This is a genomic window from Kutzneria sp. NPDC052558 (genome assembly GCF_044547355.1).
Classification (GTDB): domain Bacteria; phylum Actinomycetota; class Actinomycetes; order Mycobacteriales; family Pseudonocardiaceae; genus Kutzneria.
Map to the genome: position 1 here is coordinate 1 of NZ_JBIUAG010000003.1, position 20,236 is coordinate 20,236.

The window sequence follows — 20,236 nt, forward strand, 5'->3', positions numbered from 1 at the left end:
TGCATCAGGCCGGGCACCCGGGTCCCCGGTTCGGCGTCCCGGTAGTAGTGCACCCCCTGCACCAGGGACGCCGCGCAGTTGCCGACACCCACGATGGCCACCCGCACACTCATCCGGACTCCTCCTCGGTGTGATTGGCAGTACCACTGCCAACGCGACGCTGAGCCCGTGCTGTTCCATCGCTGGTCAGCCGGGCTTTCCAGCCTCTCACGGCGACCTGTCGCCTGCCTGTTCCTGTGGTGCGCGTGACACAGCGTGGCCACCTGCTGCGCTGAACGGCCCATCGGGGCCCGGCGGGGTGCACGTACCCTGTTGCGTGTGCGGACCCAGAGACAGGTGGTGGACTACGCGTTGCAGCGCCGTGCGCTGCTCGCGGAGGTCTACGCCGGCCGGGTCGGCACGGCGGAGGTCTGCGACGCCAGTCCCTACCTGGTGCGGGCCGCCAAGTTCCACGGGCAGCCGACGGAGACGAGCTGCCCGGTGTGCCGCAAGGAGCAGCTGACCCTGGTGTCCTGGGTCTACGGCGACGCGCTCAAGCACGTGGCCGGTTCGGCGCGCACACCCGACGAACTGGACCGGATGAGCTCCCTGTACGAGGAGTTCACGGTCTATGTCGTCGAAGTTTGCCGCACATGTAGTTGGAACCACCTGGTGCAGTCATACGTCCTGGGAACGGGCGGCCTGCGCGCGCGCAAGCCGCGTCGACGTACCGCGGCGGAGTGAACAGGCTCCTGAGCTGCGGCGTCTAGTAGTAGAGACGATGGACGAGCATGACTGGTTGCCTACCTGGTGGGTACCGATCTGGAAGGCCGTTTGGTGAGTGACGAGCGTGGTGACGAGGCCCAGTGGCCGAGCTTCGACGAGTCGGAGCAACCCGGCCGCCGGGGCGGCGGTCAGCCGGCTTGGCCCGGAGAACAGCCGACGACTCGGGGGCCCGGCGGCCGACCGCCGGTGCCGCCGTCGCAGCAGCCGACCATGCGGGGGCCCAACACCCCGCCGCGGGGCTATCCACCGCAGCCGCCCCGCCGCCCGACGGGCCCCGGCGGCCCGCCGCCGATGGGCCGGGGCGGCCGTCCCGGCGGCCCCGGACCGAACGGCACGGCCGGGCGGCCGCCCGGCCCCGGCCAGCGCGGCGGCCCGAACGACGCGACCCAGCGCAGCCCGTTCAACCAGCCCACGGACATGCTGCCGCCGGTGCACGAGGAGTATCAGCGCGAACCGGAGCTGATGACCCACCGTGAGCACGACCTGCCGCCGGGCGCCCGGGACTACATCGAGCCCGACGAGTACCTGGACAACGAGGCCGACGAGGCGACGCTGCGCCGCAAGCGCATCTGGCGCCGGGTCCGCCGCGGGGCCTACGTGCTGTGCGCGGTCGGCTTCGTCGGCCCGATCGTGGCGTTCATCGTCACCTACTTCTCGGTCACGCCGCCGGATCCGCAGTCGGTGCTCAACCAGCAGCAGACCATGACCATCTACTACGCCGACGGCAGCGTGATGGCCACGCTCGGCCCGTCCACCGGCGGCGACCGGACCATCCTGAGCATCGACAAGATCCCCAAGGTGGTCCAGCACGCCGTCATGGCGGCCGAGGACGAGACGTTCGAGACCAACAGCGGCTTCGACATCAAGGGCATCGGCCGCGCGGTGTGGAACCAGCTGCGCGGCAACGCCGGCGGCGGCTCCGGCATCACCCAGCAGTACGTCAAGAAGGCCACCGGCAACGAGGACCACACGCTGACGCGCAAGTGGACCGAGCTGGTGCAGTCGATCAAGATGAGCCAGGTGCAGTCCAAGGACCAGATCCTGGACGCCTACCTGAACACCGTCTACTTCGGCCGCGGCGCCTACGGCATCCAGGCCGCGTCGCAGGCCTACTTCGGCAAGAACATCGACCAGGTCAACCCGTCCGAGGCCGCGTTCCTCGCCGGCTGCATCAACGTGCCGGCGTACAACGAGGACCCGTCATGGACCAACCAGCGCTGGACCTACACGATGGGCCGGATGGTCGCCAACGGCTGGCTCACCCAGGCCGACCGCGACCAGTTCAAGGAGCAGCCCAAGCCGCTCCCGAACAACAGCGACGGCGGCGGCGCGCTGGACGGCAAGACGACGTTCGCCGTGCGGCAGATCCTGAAGGAAGCCGCCGACCCGAACTTCGGCATCGGCATGGACCGGCCCACGCTCCAGCAGTACGGGGCGCAGATCCACACCACCATCGACAAGAACGCGATGAAGGAGGCCGAGGACTCGGCCAACACGGTGATGGCCAAGGACACACCGCACAATCCGAACATCGCCAGCGCGCTCGTGTCGATCGACCCGAAGACCGGCGGCATCGTCGCCTGGTACGGCGGCAGCGACACCAAGGCCTGGTCGCTGGACATGGCCGACACCGCCCAGCAGCCGGGCTCGTCGTTCAAGCCGCTGGTGTTCCTGGCCGGCATGCGCGCGAACTCGCAGATCGGGCTCCAGTCGCTCTACAACGGCACCAGCGGTCAGCAGATCGGCGGCCGCACGGTCAACAACTCCGACGAGGAGAGCTGCGGCGTCCAGTGCACGGTGTGGACCGCCATGACCCAGTCGGTGAACACCGTGTTCTACAAGATGACCGACGACATCGGCCCGTCCGCGGTGCGCAAGGCCGCGTTCGACGCCGGCATCGCCCAGACCCAGACACTGGTCGGCAAGACGGTGCCGGCGCTGCAGAACGCCGACGGCACCACCGCCGACGGTATCGGCATCGGCCAGTACGAAGTGCGGCCCCGTGACATGGCGCAGGCCTACGCCACGCTGGCCAACAACGGCATCTACATTCCGTCGCACTTCATCACGTCGATCAAGAACAGCAGCGGCGGCGACCTCTACCAGGCCTCGGCCAACGGCAAGCTGACGCCGACCCAGGCGTTCGACAAGACCGACTCCGTCAAGAACGCCCAGCTGGCCCGCAACGTCACCGAGTCGATGACGAAGGTGGCGGCGTCCTCGTGCGCCGACCCGGCCAAGACGATCTGCGCCAACCTGTCCAACCGGCCGGTGGCGGCCAAGACCGGCACCGCGCAGTACGAGGACACCAAGCACAACGCCAACGCCTGGATGGTGGGCTACACGCCGCAGGTCGTCACGGCGGTGTGGACCGGCACCCGCAACGGTCTGGCCCCGATCTACGGCTACTACCTCAACAAGATCGGTCCGTCGCAGGCCTACGACATCTACGGCCGTGAGGAGCCTTCCTACATCTGGAAGAGCTACATGACCGCCTACCTGCAGGGCAAGCCGGTCGAGAACTTCTCGACGTTCAAGGACCTCGGCGGCAAGGGCAACTTCAGCGGTCTCACCACCACGACCACGCCCACCGCGACGACCACGACCGGCGGCACGACCACGACCGACGTCACGGACTCGTCAGACGACCCGACGACCAAGCACCATCCGACGTCGACCACCACGTGTCCGCCGTTCATCGGCTGCCAGCCGACGGATCCGACAACGACGACATCGAAGTCCAACGGCAACAGCGGGGGTCCACCGGGCGGCTTCGGCAGCAACGGCTGAGCAACTCCGCGGCCACGAACGGCGTCTGACCTGACGTGGCGGAGGAGCAGCGGGACAACAGAAAACGGAGATGGCGGCGGATCCGGCGCACGTGCTACGTGCTGGTGTCCGCCGCCGTTCTCGTGCCGGTGATCGCGTTCGTGATCACCTATCTGCTGGTCGACGTGCCCGATCCGGACGTGGTCGCGGCCCAGGAGACGCAGACGGTCACGCTGTACTACGCCGACGGCTCCAAGATGGTGGACATCGCCCAGAACGGCATCCGGTCGAAGGTCGACTACGGGCAGCTGCCGGACCTGGTCAAGAACGCGGTGTTCGCGGCCGAGGACGCCACCTTCGAGGACAACGCCGGCTTCGACGTGAAGTCGATCGTGCGGGCGGTGTGGATCCAGCTGTCCGGCGGGCACAGCGGCGGCTCCGGCATCACCCAGCAGTACGTCAAGAAGGCCACCGGCGACGACGCGCCGACGCTGAGCCGCAAGTGGCTGGAACTGGTGTCGGCGTTCAAGATGAACAACGAGAAGTCCAAACAGGACATTCTCACCGCCTACCTGAACACCGTCTACTTCGGCCGCGGCGCCTACGGGATCAAGGCCGGCGCGCAGGCCTACTTCGGCAAGGACCTCGACCAGCTCAACCCGTCCGAGGCGGCGCAGCTGGCCGGCATGATCCAGGGCCCGAGCAAGAGCGAGGACGCCACCTACCGGACGTGGCGCTGGACCAACGTGATGACGCAGATGGTCGACAAGGGCTGGCTGTCGGCCGTCGACCGGGCCAGGTACACCGCCCCGCCGACGCTGATCGACCGGGACAAGGCGCGGCCGACCACGCTGACCGGCGCCCGGCAGGCGATCGAGGACCAGGTGCTCGACGAACTGGCCCAGCAGCCCTTCGGCATCAGCGTGGACCAGGCCGAGCGCCAGGGCGTGAAGATCTACACGACCATCGATCCCAAGGCCCAGGACGCCGCCGAGCAGGCCGTCACCGGCGTGATGAACGGGCAGCCGCGTTCCCTGCGGCAGGCGCTGGTCGCCGTGAATCCCAAGACCGGCGGCGTCACCGCGTATTGGGGCAATTCCGACGCGGGCGTCCCGGACAACGCGCAGACCCTGCAACAGCCCGGCACCGCGTTCCAGCCGTTCGATCTCGTCGCCGCGCTCCAGCAGGGCATCGGCACCAACTCGGTCTTCAACTCCGCCTCACCGCAGACCTTCGACGCGCGGCAGGTCGCCAACGCCGAGGACCACTACCCGTGCAAGGCGCAGTGCACGCTGGCCCAGGCGTTGCAGTACTCGATCAGCACCGAGCTGGCCAACCTGGTCTACAACCGGGTCAGCACCAAGTCGGTGGCCGACGCCGCGCACCAGGCCGGCGTCCCCGACCAGGTCGACGGGTCCAAGCTGCTGGTCGGGGAGAACGGCGGCACCCCCGACATCGACATCGCCAACGGCGGCGGCTCCACCCAGGTGCGGCCCATCGACCTGGCCGCCGCCTACGCCACCCTGGCCGGCGACGGCCAGCGCCGGGCCCCGCACTTCATCAGCAAGATCACCTTCTCCGACGGCAGCAGCTTCGCCCGGCCCGACGACGCCGTCGCCGCCTTCGGGTCCGACAGCCAGCAGATGGCCGACGAGGTCACGGCGGCCATGAGCGGCGGCGCGCAGCAGAACAACCTCGGCCTGGCCGGGCCGTGGCCGACCGCCGTGAAGACCGGGGTCCAGGCCCTCGACACCGGCGAGACCGCCAAGGCATGGACCATCGGCTACACCCGCTCGGTCGCCGCCTCGGTCTGGGTCGGCTCCGACAAGTACGAGGCCATTCACGACAAAGACGGCAATCCCATCGCCGGCAACGGCCTGCCCGGCAAGATCTGGCAGGCCTTCATGAACGGCTACCTCAAGGCGGCGAACGCGCCGGCGGAACCGTTCCCACCAGCCGCTTCCGCCCTTCCGCACGCGCCGACGACCCGCTGAGCACCGGCGCTGACCATGCGCACACGTGAGGGCCCGTAGCATGCCCCGAGTGTCAGGTGAACCGGATGGGAACCAGTCCGTGCAGCCGACCGGCACCTCCCTGCTGGAGGACACCGAGTCGCTGGGGCCGGACGAGCGTGTCGCGCCCACCTGGACGGAGTCGCTGGTCAGGTCGCTGAGCCGGCCGTTCGGGGGGCCGCTGGGGCGGCACGCGTCGGTGGGGCGGCAGTGGTTCTGGACCTCGGCCCGGGTGATCCTGCTGCTGGCGGTGGTGGTGCTGGCGCTGGGGTGGCTCCAGAAGTCGCCGTGCATCCAGACGGTGAAGGACGACAAGGGCGTCCTGCAGCTGGACTGGAGCGGCAACCGGCAGTACGTGGCGATGTGCTACTCGGACGTGGTGCCGCTGTACACGGCGGAGCGGCTGGACCAGCCGGGCACGTTCCCCTACCGGACGTCGTGGATCGACGGGGAGGGCACGCCGCAGGCGCACATCCGGTACATGGAGTACCCGGTCCTGACCGGCCTGTTCCAGTGGTTCAACGCCAAGCTGGCGCAGGGCTACATCGCGATCGCGGCCAGTGGCATCCTGCCGTTCACGATGACGGTGGTGGCCTACTTCGACTTCATCGCCTTCTTCCTGTCACTGGCGTGGCTGGTGGTGGTGTGGGCGGTGATGCGCATAGCGGGCAAGCGAATGTGGGACGCGGCCCTGGTGGCGGTGTCGCCGCTGGTGATCGTGCAGGCGTTCACCAACTTCGACACGATCGCGGTGGCGTTCGCGACGGTGGGCCTGCTGGCCTGGGCCCGCAAGAAGCCGGTGTTGGCCGGCATTCTGCTTGGCCTTGGCGGGGCGGCGAAGCTGTATCCGCTGTTCCTGCTGGGCCCGCTGCTCCTGCTGTGCTGGCGGGGCGGGCGGATGAAGCAGGGCCTGACGACAACGGCGTCGGCGCTGATCACGTGGGTGGCGGTGAACGCCCCGATCTACATCCTGTACCGGCCGGGCTGGTGGGAGTTCTTCCGCCTGAACACCGAGCGCGGCGCGGACCCGGACTCGCTGTACAACGTGGTCTCGTACTTCACGGGCTGGCTGGGCTTCGACGGCGTCCTGGCGCAGAACCAGGTGCCGACGATCCTGAACACGGTCAGCGCGGTGCTGTTCCTGCTCTGCTGCGCGGGCATCACCTGGGTGACGATGTCGGCCCCGACCCGGCCCCGGCTGGCCCAGGTGTGCCTGCTGGTGATCGCGGCGTTCCTGCTGACCAACAAGGTGTGGAGCCCGCAGTACTCGCTGTGGCTGGTGCCGCTGGCGGTGCTGGCCATCCCGCGCTGGAAGCCGCTGCTGGCCTGGATGACCATCGACGCCCTGGTCTGGGTGCCGCGCATGTTCTTCTACCTGGGCACGGACAAGAAGGGCCTGCCGGCCGGCCCGTTCCTGACCTTCGTCTGCATCCGGGACCTGGCGGTGATCGGCCTGTGCGTGCTGGTGATCCGCGAGATCTACCGGCCGGAACTGGACCTGGTGCGGCGCACCGGCGACGACGATCCGACGGGCGGCTTCCTGGACGGCGCGGCCGACCGGTTCACGTTCCGACGGCGTCAGCGCTTGATGACGGCGTCGGTGAGCTGACCGGCGCCCACGGGGTCCAGCGCGCGGTGCAGCGCGGCGAGGAAGTTGTCGGTGCGCAGCCACCACGTGTAGAGCAGCACGGCGGTGACCAGGCCGGCCAGCAGCGGGGTCTGGTCGAAGGTGGCCATGCCGACCACCAGCCCGGCCATGATCGCCACCTCGCCGGTGAGCAGCCGGGCGAAGAACATGGCCCGGGCCATCAGCACCACGGCGGCCTTGTCCGGGCGCTTGGCCGGGGCGCGGCGCGGGTCCAGCACCTTCAGCACCAGCACGGCCCCCAGCGCGCCGACCGCCGGCGGGATGAGCGCGTACGGGGTCAGCGTCACCGGCGCGGACGGCAGCACGATCAGCAGCCCGACCACCACGAACAGCAGGCAGGGCCAGAACACGGTCAGGGCCAGCCGCCGGAACGCGCCGAACGCCGAGGGCATCGGTTGGAACATGCGCCGATCCTCGCACCCGACGGGTTCCGGCGGCCGAGCCGGGGCGTCAGAGCGAGTTGAGGTCCACGGCGCTGGCCATCACCTGGTAGCCGGCGTCACCGGGGTGCAGGTGGTCGCCGCAGTCGTAGGCCGGCAGCATGCGCTGCGGGTCGGCGGGATCGCGCACGACCTGGTCGAAGTCGACGACGGTGTCGTAGGCGTGGCTGGTGCGGATCCACTGGTTGACCGCCGCCCGCACGGACTCCAGCTGCGGGGTCCAGACGCCCCAGCCCTTGAACGGCAGGATCGTCGAGGCGATGGTGCGGATGCCCTTGGCCTTGGCCCGGGTGGCGATGTCCTGGAGCGCGCCCTCGATCTTGGTCGGGTCGAGCTGGTGCGGGTCCTGCTGGATGTCGTTGACGCCGAGCAGCACGATCATGCTGCGCACGTTGGTCCGGGACAGCACGTCCTCGTCGAGCCGCTTGACCGCGGCCTCGCCGCCGCCACCGCCGTCGAGCAGCAGGCGGTTGGCGCTGATGCCGGCGTCGGCCACGCCGTAGCGCGACCCGAGCCGCTCGGCCAGGTAGTTGGGCCAGCGGTGGTTGGCGTCGGGCGTGGAGCCGTAGCCGTCGGTGATGGAGTCGCCGAGCGTGACGACGGTGCCCTTGGCCGGCGCGAGCACGTCGACGCCGGTCACGTAGTGCCACACGGAGGTGGTCTCGTTGAACGCGGTGCCCCAGGTGTCGGCGGTGTGGTCGCCGTTGCGGGTGAAGAACGAGGTCTGCATGGCCAGCGGGTGGTAGGTGACCGGCCCCGACGGCGTGGGCACGAAGGTGGTGACCAGCAGGTTGGAGTTGGACGGCACCTTCAGCGGCGCCGGGTCGCTGACGATGTCGGCCCCGGCCGGCACGGTCGTCGACACCGAGCCGTGGAACTTCACGGTGACCAGGGAAGCGGCGTCGGCGGTGCCGACCCGGGCCTGCACGCCGACGGTGACGTGACCGAAGGTGACGGGAGAGGTGCCGTAGCGGTTGCTGAGCCGGATCCGGGCCTCGCTGCCGCCGACGCTGGTGTGCACGACGTTGCGGATCGAGTAGTTGGGATAGCCGTCGGGGGTGTTGGCGACGCCGGTGGCCGGGGCGGCCTCCCAGGTGCCGACCCAGGTCGCGCCGGCTTGGTCTAAGGTCCCGGCGGCCGCGAGGCCGCTGGTGAGGCCGGCTGCCAGCACGGCAACCAGCGCGATACGTCCGAATCGGGTTCGCATGGCGCGCTCTCCCCTCCGCGGCGGCGGACCTCCACCTTCACTCGGGGACGGGAGCGCGGGTATCGCCCACTGGGGTGGTGCTGATCACAGCGGGACCAGCGGCGATCGGCGTCAGGAAGACCACGAACGGCGAGGCCAGCAGCGCCGCGCGCCCCCACACCCCGGCGACGAGTACCAGCGGAAAACGCCGAGGCCCAGCACGACCTCGACGACGAAGTAGCCGACGAGCCAGCCCCAGCGCACCGGCAGCAGCACCAGGAACGGCAGCAGCCACAGCATGTACTGCGGCGAATCCACCTTGCACAGCAACAAAAGCCCACCCAGCATGGCGGCGGAGACCTCGAGCAGCGGGCAGTCCCGCTCGTCTCACCCGCCGAGCTTGGCGCGCAGGAACTCGATGTCGGCGGCCTGGCCCTCGTCCGGCGTCTCGACCACGGCCGGGGCCTGGGCGGCGGCCAGCACCGCGACCAACTGCTCCGGCTCGATGGTGCCGTCGGCGATGTTGGCGTGCCGGTCCCGGGCCGAGTTGAACTCGTCGCGCGAGCTGTTGAGGTGGACCAGGTCGATCCGGCCGGTGATCGCCCTGACCCGCTCGACGATGCCGACCAGGTCCTCGCCCGCGGCGAAGGCGTGGCAGGTGTCCAGGCAGAACCCGGCGCCGAACTCGCCGACCGCGTCCCACAGCCGGGCCAGCGCGTCGAACCGGCGGGCCATCGCGTTGTCCCCGCCGGCGGTGTTCTCGATCAGGATCGGCACGTCGAAGCCGCCCGACTCGGCCTGCCGCTCGAACAGCTTGCGCCAGTTCTCGAAGCCGGCGGCCGCGTCCTCGCCCTTGGTCACGTGCCCGCCGTGCACGATCAGGCCCTTGGCCCCGACCGCCTTGGCCGCGGTGGCGTGCTGCTGGACCAGCTTGCGGGACGGGATGCGGATCCGGTTGTTGGTCGAGGCGACGTTGATGATGTAGGGCGAGTGCACGAAGACGTCGATGTCGCCGGCCAGCAGCTCGGCGGTCTGCGGATGCGGCTTCGGGGCCTTCCAGCCCTGCGGGTCGGCCAGGAAGAACTGCACCACCTCGGCGCCGCGCTCCTGGGCGGCGCCGATCGGGTCGTCGTCGCGGACGTGGGCTCCGATGCGCATGGCCAGCAGGGTAGTCCAAGATCGAACACGAATTGGGTATGGCACGGCGTCACCAGTTGGACGTACCGTCGTTGGTCACCACGTAAGTTACCGACGGGTTTCACGGCTGGACGGGGTGGGCATGCGAGGGCGAATCGGCACGCTGGCGACGGCAGCGACGCTCGTGTTCGCCACCAGCTCACTGGGCCTGGTCGCGACCGCCGGCACCGCCAGCGCCGCCGCCACCCCCATCGTCATCGGCAGCTGCGCCACCTCCGTGCAGGGCGAACCCGGCCAGCCGGTGTCGCTGAGCCCGGGCGCGGTCGTGCAGCCCGTGACCAACGTGCTCAACGCCATCCCGCTGCTCGGCCCGCCGCTGGCCCAGCCGTTCCAGAAGGCGTTCACCGCGCTGCCGCCCATCCCGATCGGCGCGCTGCCCACCGGCGCCGGCTACATCAGCGGCGGCGCCATCGCCACCCAGGTCGTCGCCCAACTCAAGACCATCCCGCTGCTCGGCCCGGTGCTCGGGCTGCTGGTCGGCGGCGTGCAGCAGGCGCTGACCGCCGGTTGCGGCGTCGCCGTCAACGGCGTCAACGCGGTGGCTGCGCCGATCCAGACCGGCACCGGGGCCCTCGGGGGCAACGGCGGCGGCGGTTCGACCGGCGGCGGAGGCGGGACCACGGGCGGTGGCGGCGCCACCGGCGGCGGAGGCGGCACGACCGGTGGCGGCGGTTCCACCGGCGGTGGCGGCACCAGCACCGGCGGCTCCGGCGGCGGCACGAACTTCCCCACCTCCGGCGGCCTGCCCAACGGCGGCGTGCAGCTCTACCAGTTCAACGGGACCAACAGCTACGACTACGGCCGCGTGCCGCTGTTCTCGTACACCAACCTGCCGTTCGCGGTCCCCGGCGACTTCGCCCCCTCGCCCGGCGTGCTCTACGGCGGCAACGTCTCCGGCTACGCCCCGCAGGTCGGCACCCTCAGCGGCATCAGCTCCGAGGCCGACGGCGTGCAGACCGCCGGCCGGGCCCAGGCCCTGCCCGGCAGCGGCACGGGCTCCGGCGTGGCCGCCCCGGTGCTGATCGCCGTGCTGGCGCTGGCCTGCGTGACCGCCGCCCTGGTGCGCACCTGGGTGCTGCGCCGAGTGACCGTCAGCTGAGGCGATTTCGGCCGACCGGCCCCAGGCTGTTACCCTCTTCGGGTTGCTGACGCAACAGGCCCTCCTGCCACGGAACGACCGTGGCCGCCGAGTCCACAGGAGGTGAGTGGTCTTCATGCGTCATTACGAAGTGATGGTCATCCTGGACCCCAGTCTCGACGAGCGCACCGTCGCCCCGACCCTGGACACCTTTCTCAACGTGATCCGCACGTCCGGCGGCAACGTGGAGAAGGTCGACGTCTGGGGCCGTCGCCGGCTCTCGTACGAGATCAAGAAGCAGCCCGAGGGCATCTACGCCCTGCTCGACGTGAACGCCGAGCCGGCCGCCGTCAAGGAGCTGGACCGCCAGCTGTCGCTCCAGGACACGGTGCTGCGCACCAAGGTCCTGCGCCGCGACGCCGCCAGGGGCTGATCCCATGGCGGGCGAGACGACGATCACCGTGGTCGGGAACCTGACCGCCGATCCCGAGCTCCGCTTCACCCCGTCCGGCGCCGCTGTCGCCAGCTTCACCGTCGCGGCCACGCCGCGCACGTTGGACCGGCAGACCGGCGAGTGGAAGGACGGCGACGCGCTGTTCATGCGCTGCAACATCTGGCGCCAGGCCGCCGAGAACGTCGCCGAGTCCCTCACCCGGGGCGCTCGCGTGATCGTCACCGGCCGGCTGCGCCAGCGGTCCTACGAGACCAAGGAAGGCGAGAAGCGCACCGTCGTGGAGCTGGAGGTCGACGAGGTCGGCCCGTCGCTCCGGTACGCCAACGCCAAGGTCAACAAGGTCCAGCGCGCGGGCGGTGGCGGTGGCGGCGGTGGAGGGTTCGGCGGCGGTGGGGGCGGCAACAGCGCCCCGGTCGACGACCCGTGGGGCTCCGCGCCCCCGGCGAGCTCCGGCGGTGGTTTCGCCGACGAGCCGCCGTTCTAGCCGCGGCCCAGCAGACCTCATTCACGTAGAGCTTTTTTCAGGAGAAGACCCATGGCGAAGCCGCCTGTGCGCAAGCCCAAGAAGAAGGTTTGCGTTTTCTGCAAGGACAAGGCCAGCGCGAACCTGATCGACTACAAGGACACCACGCTGCTGCGCAAGTACATCTCCGACCGCGGCAAGATCCGCGCGCGTCGGGTGACCGGCAACTGCTCGCAGCACCAGCGGGACATCGCCATCGCGGTGAAGAACTCGCGCGAGATGGCGCTGCTGCCCTACACCTCGACCGCTCGCTGAGAAAGGGGAGTGCACCGATGAAGCTCATCCTCACCACCGATGTCAGCGGTCTCGGCGGCCCCGGCGACCTGGTCGAGGTCAAGGACGGCTACGGCCGCAACTACCTGCTGCCCCGCGGCTTCGCGATCCTCGCGACCCGTGGCGCGCAGAAGCAGGTGGCCACGATCCGTCGGGCCCAGGAGACGCGCCGGGTGCGCGACCTGGACCACGCCAAGGAGATCAAGAGCGCGATCGACAACCTCGGTCCGATCACGCTGACCGCGAAGGCCGCCGCCAACGCGAAGAAGCTGTTCGGCTCGGTCACCTCCGCCGACATCGTCGCCGCCGTGAAGTCCGCGGGCGGCCCGGTGCTCGACAAGCGGACCGTGGACACCGCCGGTCACATCAAGACCACCGGCAAGCACACGGTCAACGTCCGGCTGCACCCGGACGTGACGGTGGCGCTGACCCTCTCGGTCGTGCCCACCGCCTGATTCAGCCGAAAGCTCCGCCCGGGTCGCCTCGGGCGGAGCTTTCGCTCGTTTGCAGCAGCGTCGACCCGAACGGCTGTGGACAGTCGCCACCCGGCCGACCGCCGCGACACGCCGAACAACCGGTCGAACGCGACACGCCGGGTCGGGCCGGGGTGAGTTTTTCCACACCTTACCCACAGCCCCTGACCTGCGGTTCTTCCCACACCCCGGATAGTTGTCCACAACTTGTCCCCAGCCGCTCGACGGCCTGTGCCCCATGCCCGGCCGGCGGTCCACAAGTTGTCCACAGCTGCGTGCACAGGCTGGTTTGCCTGCTCCGGACGGGGGACCTAGCGTGCGGGCCCGGAACTGTCAGGGGTGCCCGGTACAAACGAGCACGACAACCTTCGACTTGGGGAGTTCGCGGTGGCGTTGGTGGACGACCGTGGCATGAGCGAGCCCGGGTTCGAACGGCAGCCGCCGCAGGATCTCGCCGCCGAGCAGTCGGTGCTGGGCGGCATGCTGCTGAGCAAGGACGCCATCGCCGACGTGGTCGAGGTGCTCAGCCCCAACGACTTCTACCGGCCCGCGCACCAGGCCGTGTACGACTGCGTGCTCGACCTCTACGGCCGGGGCGAGCCCGCCGACCCCATCACCGTCGCCGCCGAGCTCGAACGCCGCGGCGAGCTGCTGCGCGTCGGCGGCGCGCCGTACCTGCACACCCTCATCGCCACCGTGCCCACCGCGGCCAACGCCAGCTACTACGCCGAGATCGTCGCCGAGAAGGCCGTGCTGCGCCGCCTGGTCGAGGCCGGCACCCGCATCGTGCAGCTCGGCTACAACGGCGCCGACGGGGCCGACGTCGACGAGGTCGTCGACCGCGCCCAGGCCGCCATCTACGAGGTGACCGAGCGCCGCACCTCCGAGGACTACTCGGTGCTGGAGGACATGCTCCAGCCGACCATGGACGAGATCGACGCCATCGCCTCCCGCGGCGGCCAGTCCCTGGGCATCCCCACCGGCTTCACCGACCTCGACGCCGTCACCAACGGCCTGCACCCCGGCCAGATGATCATCGTCGCGGCCCGACCCGGCGTCGGGAAGGCGCTGGCGCTGGACACCCCGCTGCCCACACCGACGGGCTGGACCACCATGGGCGAGGTCCGGGTCGGCGACGAACTGGTCGACGCGTCCGGCCGGCCGACCCTGGTCGTCGCGGCCACCGAGGTGATGCGTGGCCGCCCGTGCTATGAGGTCGAGTTCTCCGACGGCAGCGTGATCGTCGCCGACGCCCAGCACCAGTGGTTGACCGAGACCAGGGCGTCCCGCCGCTCGGCCCAGCAGGCGGCCACCGGCTACAACCGGTACCGCAACCAGCGCACCTTCGCCGAGGTCCGGACCACCGAACAGATCGCCGCCACGCTGCGCTGCGCCACCGCCGACGGCCGGTTGAACCACTCGGTGACCAACGCCGAGCCGCTCGACCTGCCCGAGCGCGACCTGCCGCTGCCGCCGTACACACTCGGCGTATGGCTGGGCGACGGGCATTCCGGCTCATCGCGGTTCACCACCGCCGACCCGGAAATCGCGTGGCACATCGAGGCCGAGGGCATCGACGTGATCCCTCGCGGCGACCTCCGCCACAGCCTTCGGCTCCCGGCCCGGGAGGGAATCCCGGCCCGAGAGTGTGTCGTCTGCGGAGACGTCTTCCAGCCGATGACCAGTCAGGTCCGCACCTGCGGGCGGTCGTGCGGAGGCAAGGCCAGGTTCGTGTCCGCCGCCGTGTCCACCCCGGTCTGTGCGGATTGCGGCGGCCCGTCCTGTGGGCTGGCGCAGTGCCAGCAGTGCCGCAATCACCACGGCACCGTGCAGGCGATCCTGCGCACGCTCGGTGTCCTCGGCAACAAGCACATACCCGTCGAGTACCTCCGGGCCTCGCAGGCGCAGCGGCGATCCCTTCTCGCCGGCCTGCTCGACACCGACGGCACAGTGACCGCCGGCGGCAGTGTCCAGTTCGCCGTGACCAACAAGCGGTTGGCCGACGACACGCGGGAGCTCATCACGAGCCTCGGCTACCGCTGCTCGATGGTCACGAAGGCGGTGGCCGGCCGTAGCGCCGAATCATCGATCTCGTACACGATCACCTTCGGCAGCGAGGACGAGGTCTTCCGACTGGAGCGCAAGCGGCTGGTGCACAAGGAGCGGCGTCGGGCCACGAGCACGGCCCGTACCGGCTCCCGGCACATCGTGGACGTGCGGCCGATCGCGAGCGTGCCGGTGCGCTGCGTCGAGGTGGACAACCCGGCGCATCTGTACCTGGCCGGTCGGGCGATGATCCCGACCCACAATTCGACCCTGGGACTGGACTTCGCGCGGTCGGCGTCTATTCGCAACGGGTTGACCAGCTGCATCTTCTCGCTGGAAATGAGCAAGACCGAGATCGTCATGCGCATGTTGTCGGCCGAGGCGAAGATCCGGCTGGGGGACATGCGCGGCGGGCGGATGACCGACGACGACTGGACGCGGCTGGCCCGGCGGATGAGTGAGATCAGCGAGGCGCCGCTGTTCGTGGACGACTCGCCGAACCTGACCATGATGGAGATCCGGGCCAAGGCGCGGCGGCTCAAGCAGCGCAACGACCTGCGGCTGATTGTGGTGGACTATCTCCAGCTGATGACCTCGGGCAAGCGCACCGAGTCCCGGCAGCAGGAGGTCTCGGAGTTCTCCCGGCACCTCAAGCTGATGGCCAAGGAGCTGGAGGTGCCGGTGATCGCGATCAGTCAGCTCAACCGTGGTCCCGAACAGCGCACCGACAAGCGGCCGATGCTGTCCGACCTGCGTGAGTCCGGCTCGCTGGAGCAGGACGCGGACGCGGTCATCCTGATCAACCGGCCGGACGCCTGGGAGCGGGACGACCCGCGCGCCGGCGAGGCGGACCTGATCCTGGCCAAGCACCGTGCCGGCCCGACGGCGACGATCACGGTGGCCCACCAGCTGCATTACAGCCGCTTCGCCGACCTGGCCCAGGGCTGAAACCCGGGGCTCCCCGGTTGAGGGTCTTGTCCTGGACGAGGGTGAAGTCGGCGGCGTCGCCGTCGCGGGCGGACCGGATCGCGGCGGCCAGGCGAGAGTTCGGTGTCCCCGGACCGAGGGCGGTTCCGGTCCACAGGGACGCGCAGGATGCCGGACAGTCGGGCCGACCCCGGTAATTCGCGGGCGCTGTCGCCGGGGCCGCGCGATCCTGAGCGGATGGAGCTGATCACCGAGCGGCTGGTGCTGCGGACGTGGACCCTGGACGAGGCGGCGGCGGTCGTCGGCGGGGCCAGGGCGGGCGACTGGGCCGAGGACTACCCGTCGGAGGGCGATCGGGTCATCGCCGGCCTGCTGGGGCAGCGGCCGGGCTGGCTCCACGAGCACGGCCAGCGGCGGATCGTCGAGCGGGACAGCGGGCTGCTGGTGGGCGGGGTCGGCCTGTTCTGGCCGCCCGGCGAGGGCAAGCTGGAGCTCGGCTACGGCATCGTGCCGTCGCGCCAGGGCCGGGGCTACGCCACCGAGGCGGCGAAGGCGTTGGCGGAGTTCGCGTTGACCGCGCCCGAGGTCCACACCGTGTACGCGGACGTGGAGCTGGCGAATCCGGCGTCCGTGCGGGTACTGGAGAAGGCCGGCTTCCAGCGGTGGGGCACCGAGGAGAAGCTGGCCCGTTTCCGGATCACCGAGGCAGTGTGATCGGCTACCCTCCCGCGCTGGGGAGGGATCAGCGTGGAGTGGACATTGCACCTGCGCAGCCGGCTGCGCCGGGGGCAGATTCTGGCTGAACGGGCGCGCCGGGCCGAGCAGCGACAGGCGACTGAGCCGCTCGCGGCCGAGCAGCGACAGGCGACTGAGCCGCTCGCGGCCGAGGCGGGGCTACGCAAGGTGGCCGCGCTGTGCCGGCGGCCCCTGGGCGATCATGATCCGGACACCTTGGACACCGCGCTGGCGTTGGGACAGCGACAAGTGTGATCGGCCGGCATGCCGACGCGGACCAGACCCTCGAGGCCTTGATCGCCGCCTACGACGTCGGCCTAGGGCCGCATCGAAAGGCCCGTTGTTTCGCTCGGGCCGGGCGGGCGGCGGCGAGGTCGAAGCTCGGCGACGTGGATCGGCCAACACTGATGGCACCACCTGAGCCAAGCTGGCACACGCCTCCGACCAGCACTTTTACCTAACCGGTGCCACCCGTGGCACAAGTTGAGCCAAGTTGGCATTGCGATGGTGCCACTCGTGTGTCATAGTTGTGCCATGGACTTGACCTCGTATGTGAACCACCTCGGCCGCGAGTTCGCCACGCTGGCCGAAGCCGGCGGCGAGGAGTCGCGTGCGCTGGTCGAGCGCCTGACCGGACCGCTGGAGTCGGCGATCCGGATGACCCTGCTGGACGCCCTCTCGGCCGCGACCGACGAGATCACCCGGGACCTGGCCCCGGGGTCGGTCGAGCTGCGGCTGCGCGGGCGTGACCCGCAGTTCGTGGTGACCACGCCGCCCGTCGACCGGGCCCCGGACGCCGCCACGGAGGAGCCGTCGGAGATCGGCACGGCCGAGGGGAACGTGCCGATCTCCGACGACGGCCCCAGCTCCCGCATCAACGTGCGGCTGCCGGAGGCCCTGAAGGCGCAGATCGAGGAGGCGGCGGCCAAGGAGGGCCGCTCGGTCAACGCCTGGCTGGTCCGCGCGGCCGCCGCCGGCCTGCACCGCGACCAGCGTCCGGAGCCGGCCCGCGGCAGCACGCCGCGCAACCGGCAGAGCCTCACCGGCTGGGTCCGCTGACCTAGAACTCGTTTCACCCACACGTCTCCGACCTGCGGAGACGCTTCACCGACACACTTCGAGGGGACAGCCATGCCTACTTTCGACACGCCCGAGCCGATTTCGGTCACCGTCGACCTGAGCGTCGGCAGCGTGCGGATCGCCGCGAGCGACCGCGCCGACACCGTCGTCGACGTCCAGCCCAGCTCCCTGTCCGACGAGTCCGATGTGGACGCGGCCGGCAAGGTCCGCGTCGACTACGCCAACGGCGTGCTCACCATCGTCGGGCCGAAGCCGCGGATGTTCGACTTCTCCCGCAAGACCAGGTCGGTCGAGGTGTCCATCGAGCTGCCCAGCGGCTCGCGGCTGCACGGCGAGACCGCGGTCGGCGACCTGTACGCCACCGGCCGGCTCGGCGACGTCGAGTTCAAGTCCTCGGCCGGCAACGCCCAGGTGGAGCGGGCCGGGGCGCTGCGGCTGACCACCTCGGCCGGCCACCTCGGCGCGGAGCGGGCCGGCGGCAACACCGAGATCAGCACCAGCTCCGGCAAGGTCCGCATCGGCGACGTCGACGGCACGCTGACGGTGAAGAACTCCAACGGGGAGACCGAGATCGGCGCGGTCACCGGCGACGTGCGGGTGCGCTCGGCCAACGGCGACATCTCGGTCGAGCGGGCCGGCGCGAGCGTGGACGCCAAGACCGCCAACGGCAGCGTCCGGGTCGGCGAGGTGGCTCGGGGCCTGGCGACGCTCTCCACGTCGATGGGCGACCTGAAGATCGGCATCGCCGCCGGCACCGCCGCCTGGCTGGAGGTCAACACCGGCTTCGGCCAGGTGCATAACCAGCTGGCCAGCGCCGACCGGCCGGAGGACTCCGACGAGACCGTGAAGGTCCAGGGGCACACCGCGTTCGGCTCCATCACCATCCACCGGGCCTGAGCCATGTCCGCGATCACCGTCGCCGGCCTGCGCAAGTCGTACGGCGATCAGGTCGTGCTCGACGGCCTCGATCTGGAGGTGCCGGCCGGCGCCGTCTACTCGCTGCTCGGCGCCAACGGTGCCGGCAAGACCACCACGGTCCGCATCCTGTCCACGCTGATCAACGCCGACGGCGGCGTGGCCGGCGTGGCCGGGCACGACATCGCCCGCGAGCCGGACGCGGTGCGGGCGGCCATCGGCGTCACCGGTCAGTTCTCGGCGGTGGACAACCTGCTCACCGGCGAGGAGAACCTGCTGCTGATGGCCGACCTGCACCACCTGCCCCGGCGGGACGGCCGGCGGCGGGCGGCCGAGCTGCTGGCGGTGTTCGACCTGGTCGAGGCGGCCGGCAAGCCGGCGGCGACGTACTCCGGGGGCATGCGCCGCCGGCTGGACCTGGCCATGACGCTGGTCGGGAGCCCTCGGGTGATCTTCCTCGACGAGCCGACCACCGGCCTGGATCCGCGCAGCCGGCGGAACATGTGGCGGATCGTGCGGGACCTGGTGGCCGGCGGTGTGACGATCTTCCTGACCACGCAGTACCTGGAGGAGGCCGACGAGCTGGCCGACCGGATCGGCGTGCTCGACCACGGGCGGCTGGTGGCCGAGGGGACCGCGGAGGAGCTCAAGCGCCGCATCCCCGGCGGGCACGTGCGGCTGCGCTTCGCCGACCCGAGCGGCCTGGACGCGGCGATGAGCCTGCTGGTCGGGGCCGTGCGGGACAACGAGGCCCTGGCGCTGCGGGTGCCGAGCGACGGCAGCCTGAGCTCGCTGAAGACGCTCATCGACCGGCTCGACGGCCGGGTCCACGTCGAGGAGCTGTCCGTGCACACCCCCGATCTCGACGACGTCTTCCTGGCCCTGACCGGGCCGGACAAGGTGAGTGCCCGATGACCACCGTGGACCTGCGGTCGCATCCGCTGCGCGACTCCACGACCATGTTGCGCCGCAACCTCAAGCACATGCTCCGCTACCCGTCGATGACGTTCATGCTGGTCGGGATGCCGATCGTGTTCATGCTGCTGTTCGTCTACGTGCTCGGCGGCACGCTCGGCGCGGGCATGGGCGGGGACCGTTCGGGGTATGCCAACTACATCACGCCGGCGATCATCCTGATGACCATCACCTCGGCCGTGCAGGGGACCGCGATCTCCATCGCCATGGACATGACCGAGGGGGTGATCGCCCGGTTCCGGACCATGCACATCGCCCGCGTCTCGGTGCTGACCGGGCATGTGCTCGGCAGTGTGATCCAGACGGTTATCAGCCTGGTCATCGTGATCGGGGTGGCCCTGCTGGTCGGCTTCCGGCCGGCCGCGGGCGTCGGGAACTGGCTGCTGCTGGCCGGTTTCCTGCTGGCGGTGACGTTCGCCCTGGTCTGGCTGGCCGTGGCGCTGGGCCAGGTGTCCAAGAGCGTGGAGACGGCCAGCAACCTGCCCATGCCGCTGGTGCTGCTGCCGTTCCTGGGCAGCGGCTTCGTGCCCACCGACTCGATGCCGGCCGGGCTGCGCTGGTTCGCCGAGCACCAGCCGTTCACGCCGATCATCGAGACCATGCGCGGGCTGGTCGCCGACCGGCCGGTCGGCGACAACGGCTGGATCGCGCTGGCCTGGTGCGCCGGCATCGCCCTGACCGGCTACCTGTGGTCCAAGCGCCTGTTCAACCGCGAATACGCCCGGTGAAAGGAAATCCGC

20 protein-coding genes are annotated in these 20,236 nt (G+C 70.2%); 16 read left to right on the forward strand and 4 right to left on the reverse strand.

Going from position 1 to position 20,236, the window contains the following annotated elements:
- The first annotated feature begins 318 nt into the window (after positions 1-318).
- The 4 genes from ACIG5F_RS06435 (at position 319) to ACIG5F_RS06450 (ending at position 7,155) form a co-directional block, all read left to right on the forward strand.
- The gene (locus tag ACIG5F_RS06435) at positions 319-723 is read left to right on the forward strand and encodes a DUF5318 domain-containing protein (RefSeq protein WP_396516394.1); all 405 of its coding nucleotides are present in this window, start codon (positions 319-321) and stop codon (positions 721-723) included.
- A 93-nt stretch (positions 724-816) separates the two neighbouring features.
- Positions 817-3,555, forward strand: a complete 2,739-nt coding sequence (locus ACIG5F_RS06440) for a transglycosylase domain-containing protein (RefSeq protein WP_396516395.1) — start codon at positions 817-819, stop codon at positions 3,553-3,555.
- Between the two features lie 35 nt (positions 3,556-3,590).
- Positions 3,591-5,528, forward strand: coding sequence for a transglycosylase domain-containing protein (locus ACIG5F_RS06445; protein WP_396516396.1), 1,938 nt, complete (start codon positions 3,591-3,593; stop codon positions 5,526-5,528).
- Positions 5,529-5,577: 49 nt separating this feature from the next.
- On the forward strand, positions 5,578-7,155 hold the full coding sequence (locus tag ACIG5F_RS06450; protein WP_396516397.1) for a glycosyltransferase family 87 protein: 1,578 nt from the start codon (positions 5,578-5,580) through the stop codon (positions 7,153-7,155).
- On the opposite strand, the gene ACIG5F_RS06455 is transcribed toward ACIG5F_RS06450, so the two are convergent.
- The 4 genes from ACIG5F_RS06455 to ACIG5F_RS06470 all read right to left on the reverse strand — a co-directional run bounded on the left by ACIG5F_RS06455 (position 7,125) and on the right by ACIG5F_RS06470 (position 9,978).
- Positions 7,125-7,598 (reverse strand): hypothetical protein, encoded by a 474-nt coding sequence (locus ACIG5F_RS06455; RefSeq protein WP_396516398.1) that lies wholly within the window; start codon positions 7,596-7,598, stop codon positions 7,125-7,127. The genes ACIG5F_RS06450 and ACIG5F_RS06455 overlap by 31 nt on opposite strands.
- 46 nt (positions 7,599-7,644) lie before the next feature.
- Positions 7,645-8,841 carry an SGNH/GDSL hydrolase family protein gene (locus ACIG5F_RS06460; protein ID WP_396516399.1) on the reverse strand — a complete coding sequence of 399 codons (1,197 nt, stop codon included), beginning with the start codon at positions 8,839-8,841 and terminating at the stop codon, positions 7,645-7,647.
- Positions 8,842-8,952: 111 nt separating this feature from the next.
- Complete coding sequence (locus ACIG5F_RS06465) at positions 8,953-9,168, reverse strand: hypothetical protein (protein WP_396516400.1); 216 nt, start codon at positions 9,166-9,168, stop codon at positions 8,953-8,955.
- Positions 9,169-9,207: 39 nt separating this feature from the next.
- Positions 9,208-9,978: a deoxyribonuclease IV gene (locus tag ACIG5F_RS06470; protein WP_396516401.1), complete on the reverse strand. Its 771-nt coding sequence runs from the start codon at positions 9,976-9,978 to the stop codon at positions 9,208-9,210.
- Positions 9,979-10,099: 121 nt separating this feature from the next.
- Between ACIG5F_RS06470 and ACIG5F_RS06475 the strand changes: the two genes are divergently transcribed.
- The 12 genes from ACIG5F_RS06475 to ACIG5F_RS06530 all read left to right on the forward strand — a co-directional run bounded on the left by ACIG5F_RS06475 (position 10,100) and on the right by ACIG5F_RS06530 (position 20,224).
- A complete protein-coding gene (locus ACIG5F_RS06475) occupies positions 10,100-11,116 on the forward strand; it encodes a hypothetical protein (RefSeq protein ID WP_396516402.1) in 1,017 nt (338 codons plus the stop codon).
- A 115-nt stretch (positions 11,117-11,231) separates the two neighbouring features.
- Entirely contained in the window at positions 11,232-11,528 is a 297-nt protein-coding gene (rpsF, locus tag ACIG5F_RS06480; RefSeq protein WP_116174880.1) for a 30S ribosomal protein S6, read from the forward strand.
- 4 nt (positions 11,529-11,532) lie between these two features.
- Positions 11,533-12,033 (forward strand): single-stranded DNA-binding protein, encoded by a 501-nt coding sequence (locus tag ACIG5F_RS06485; RefSeq protein WP_396516404.1) that lies wholly within the window; start codon positions 11,533-11,535, stop codon positions 12,031-12,033.
- 51 nt (positions 12,034-12,084) lie between these two features.
- Positions 12,085-12,327, forward strand: coding sequence for a 30S ribosomal protein S18 (gene rpsR / locus ACIG5F_RS06490; protein ID WP_211764534.1), 243 nt, complete (start codon positions 12,085-12,087; stop codon positions 12,325-12,327).
- A 17-nt stretch (positions 12,328-12,344) separates the two neighbouring features.
- Positions 12,345-12,800 (forward strand): 50S ribosomal protein L9, encoded by a 456-nt coding sequence (gene rplI / locus ACIG5F_RS06495; protein WP_396516405.1) that lies wholly within the window; start codon positions 12,345-12,347, stop codon positions 12,798-12,800.
- Positions 12,801-13,205: 405 nt separating this feature from the next.
- Positions 13,206-15,812: a replicative DNA helicase gene (gene dnaB / locus ACIG5F_RS06500; protein ID WP_396516407.1), complete on the forward strand. Its 2,607-nt coding sequence runs from the start codon at positions 13,206-13,208 to the stop codon at positions 15,810-15,812.
- Between the two features lie 216 nt (positions 15,813-16,028).
- The gene (locus ACIG5F_RS06505) at positions 16,029-16,505 is read left to right on the forward strand and encodes a GNAT family N-acetyltransferase (RefSeq protein ID WP_396516408.1); all 477 of its coding nucleotides are present in this window, start codon (positions 16,029-16,031) and stop codon (positions 16,503-16,505) included.
- A gap of 33 nt (positions 16,506-16,538) precedes the next feature.
- Positions 16,539-16,781: a hypothetical protein gene (locus ACIG5F_RS06510; protein ID WP_396516409.1), complete on the forward strand. Its 243-nt coding sequence runs from the start codon at positions 16,539-16,541 to the stop codon at positions 16,779-16,781.
- Positions 16,782-17,060: 279 nt separating this feature from the next.
- Entirely contained in the window at positions 17,061-17,585 is a 525-nt protein-coding gene (locus tag ACIG5F_RS06515) for a YlcI/YnfO family protein (protein WP_396516410.1), read from the forward strand.
- A 72-nt stretch (positions 17,586-17,657) separates the two neighbouring features.
- Positions 17,658-18,503, forward strand: a complete 846-nt coding sequence (locus tag ACIG5F_RS06520; protein ID WP_396516411.1) for a DUF4097 family beta strand repeat-containing protein — start codon at positions 17,658-17,660, stop codon at positions 18,501-18,503.
- Positions 18,504-18,506: 3 nt separating this feature from the next.
- Positions 18,507-19,436, forward strand: a complete 930-nt coding sequence (locus ACIG5F_RS06525; protein WP_396516412.1) for an ATP-binding cassette domain-containing protein — start codon at positions 18,507-18,509, stop codon at positions 19,434-19,436.
- A complete protein-coding gene (locus tag ACIG5F_RS06530; protein ID WP_396516413.1) occupies positions 19,433-20,224 on the forward strand; it encodes an ABC transporter permease in 792 nt (263 codons plus the stop codon). Before ACIG5F_RS06525 ends, ACIG5F_RS06530 begins: the two co-directional genes overlap by 4 nt.
- The last annotated feature ends 12 nt before the right edge of the window (positions 20,225-20,236 follow it).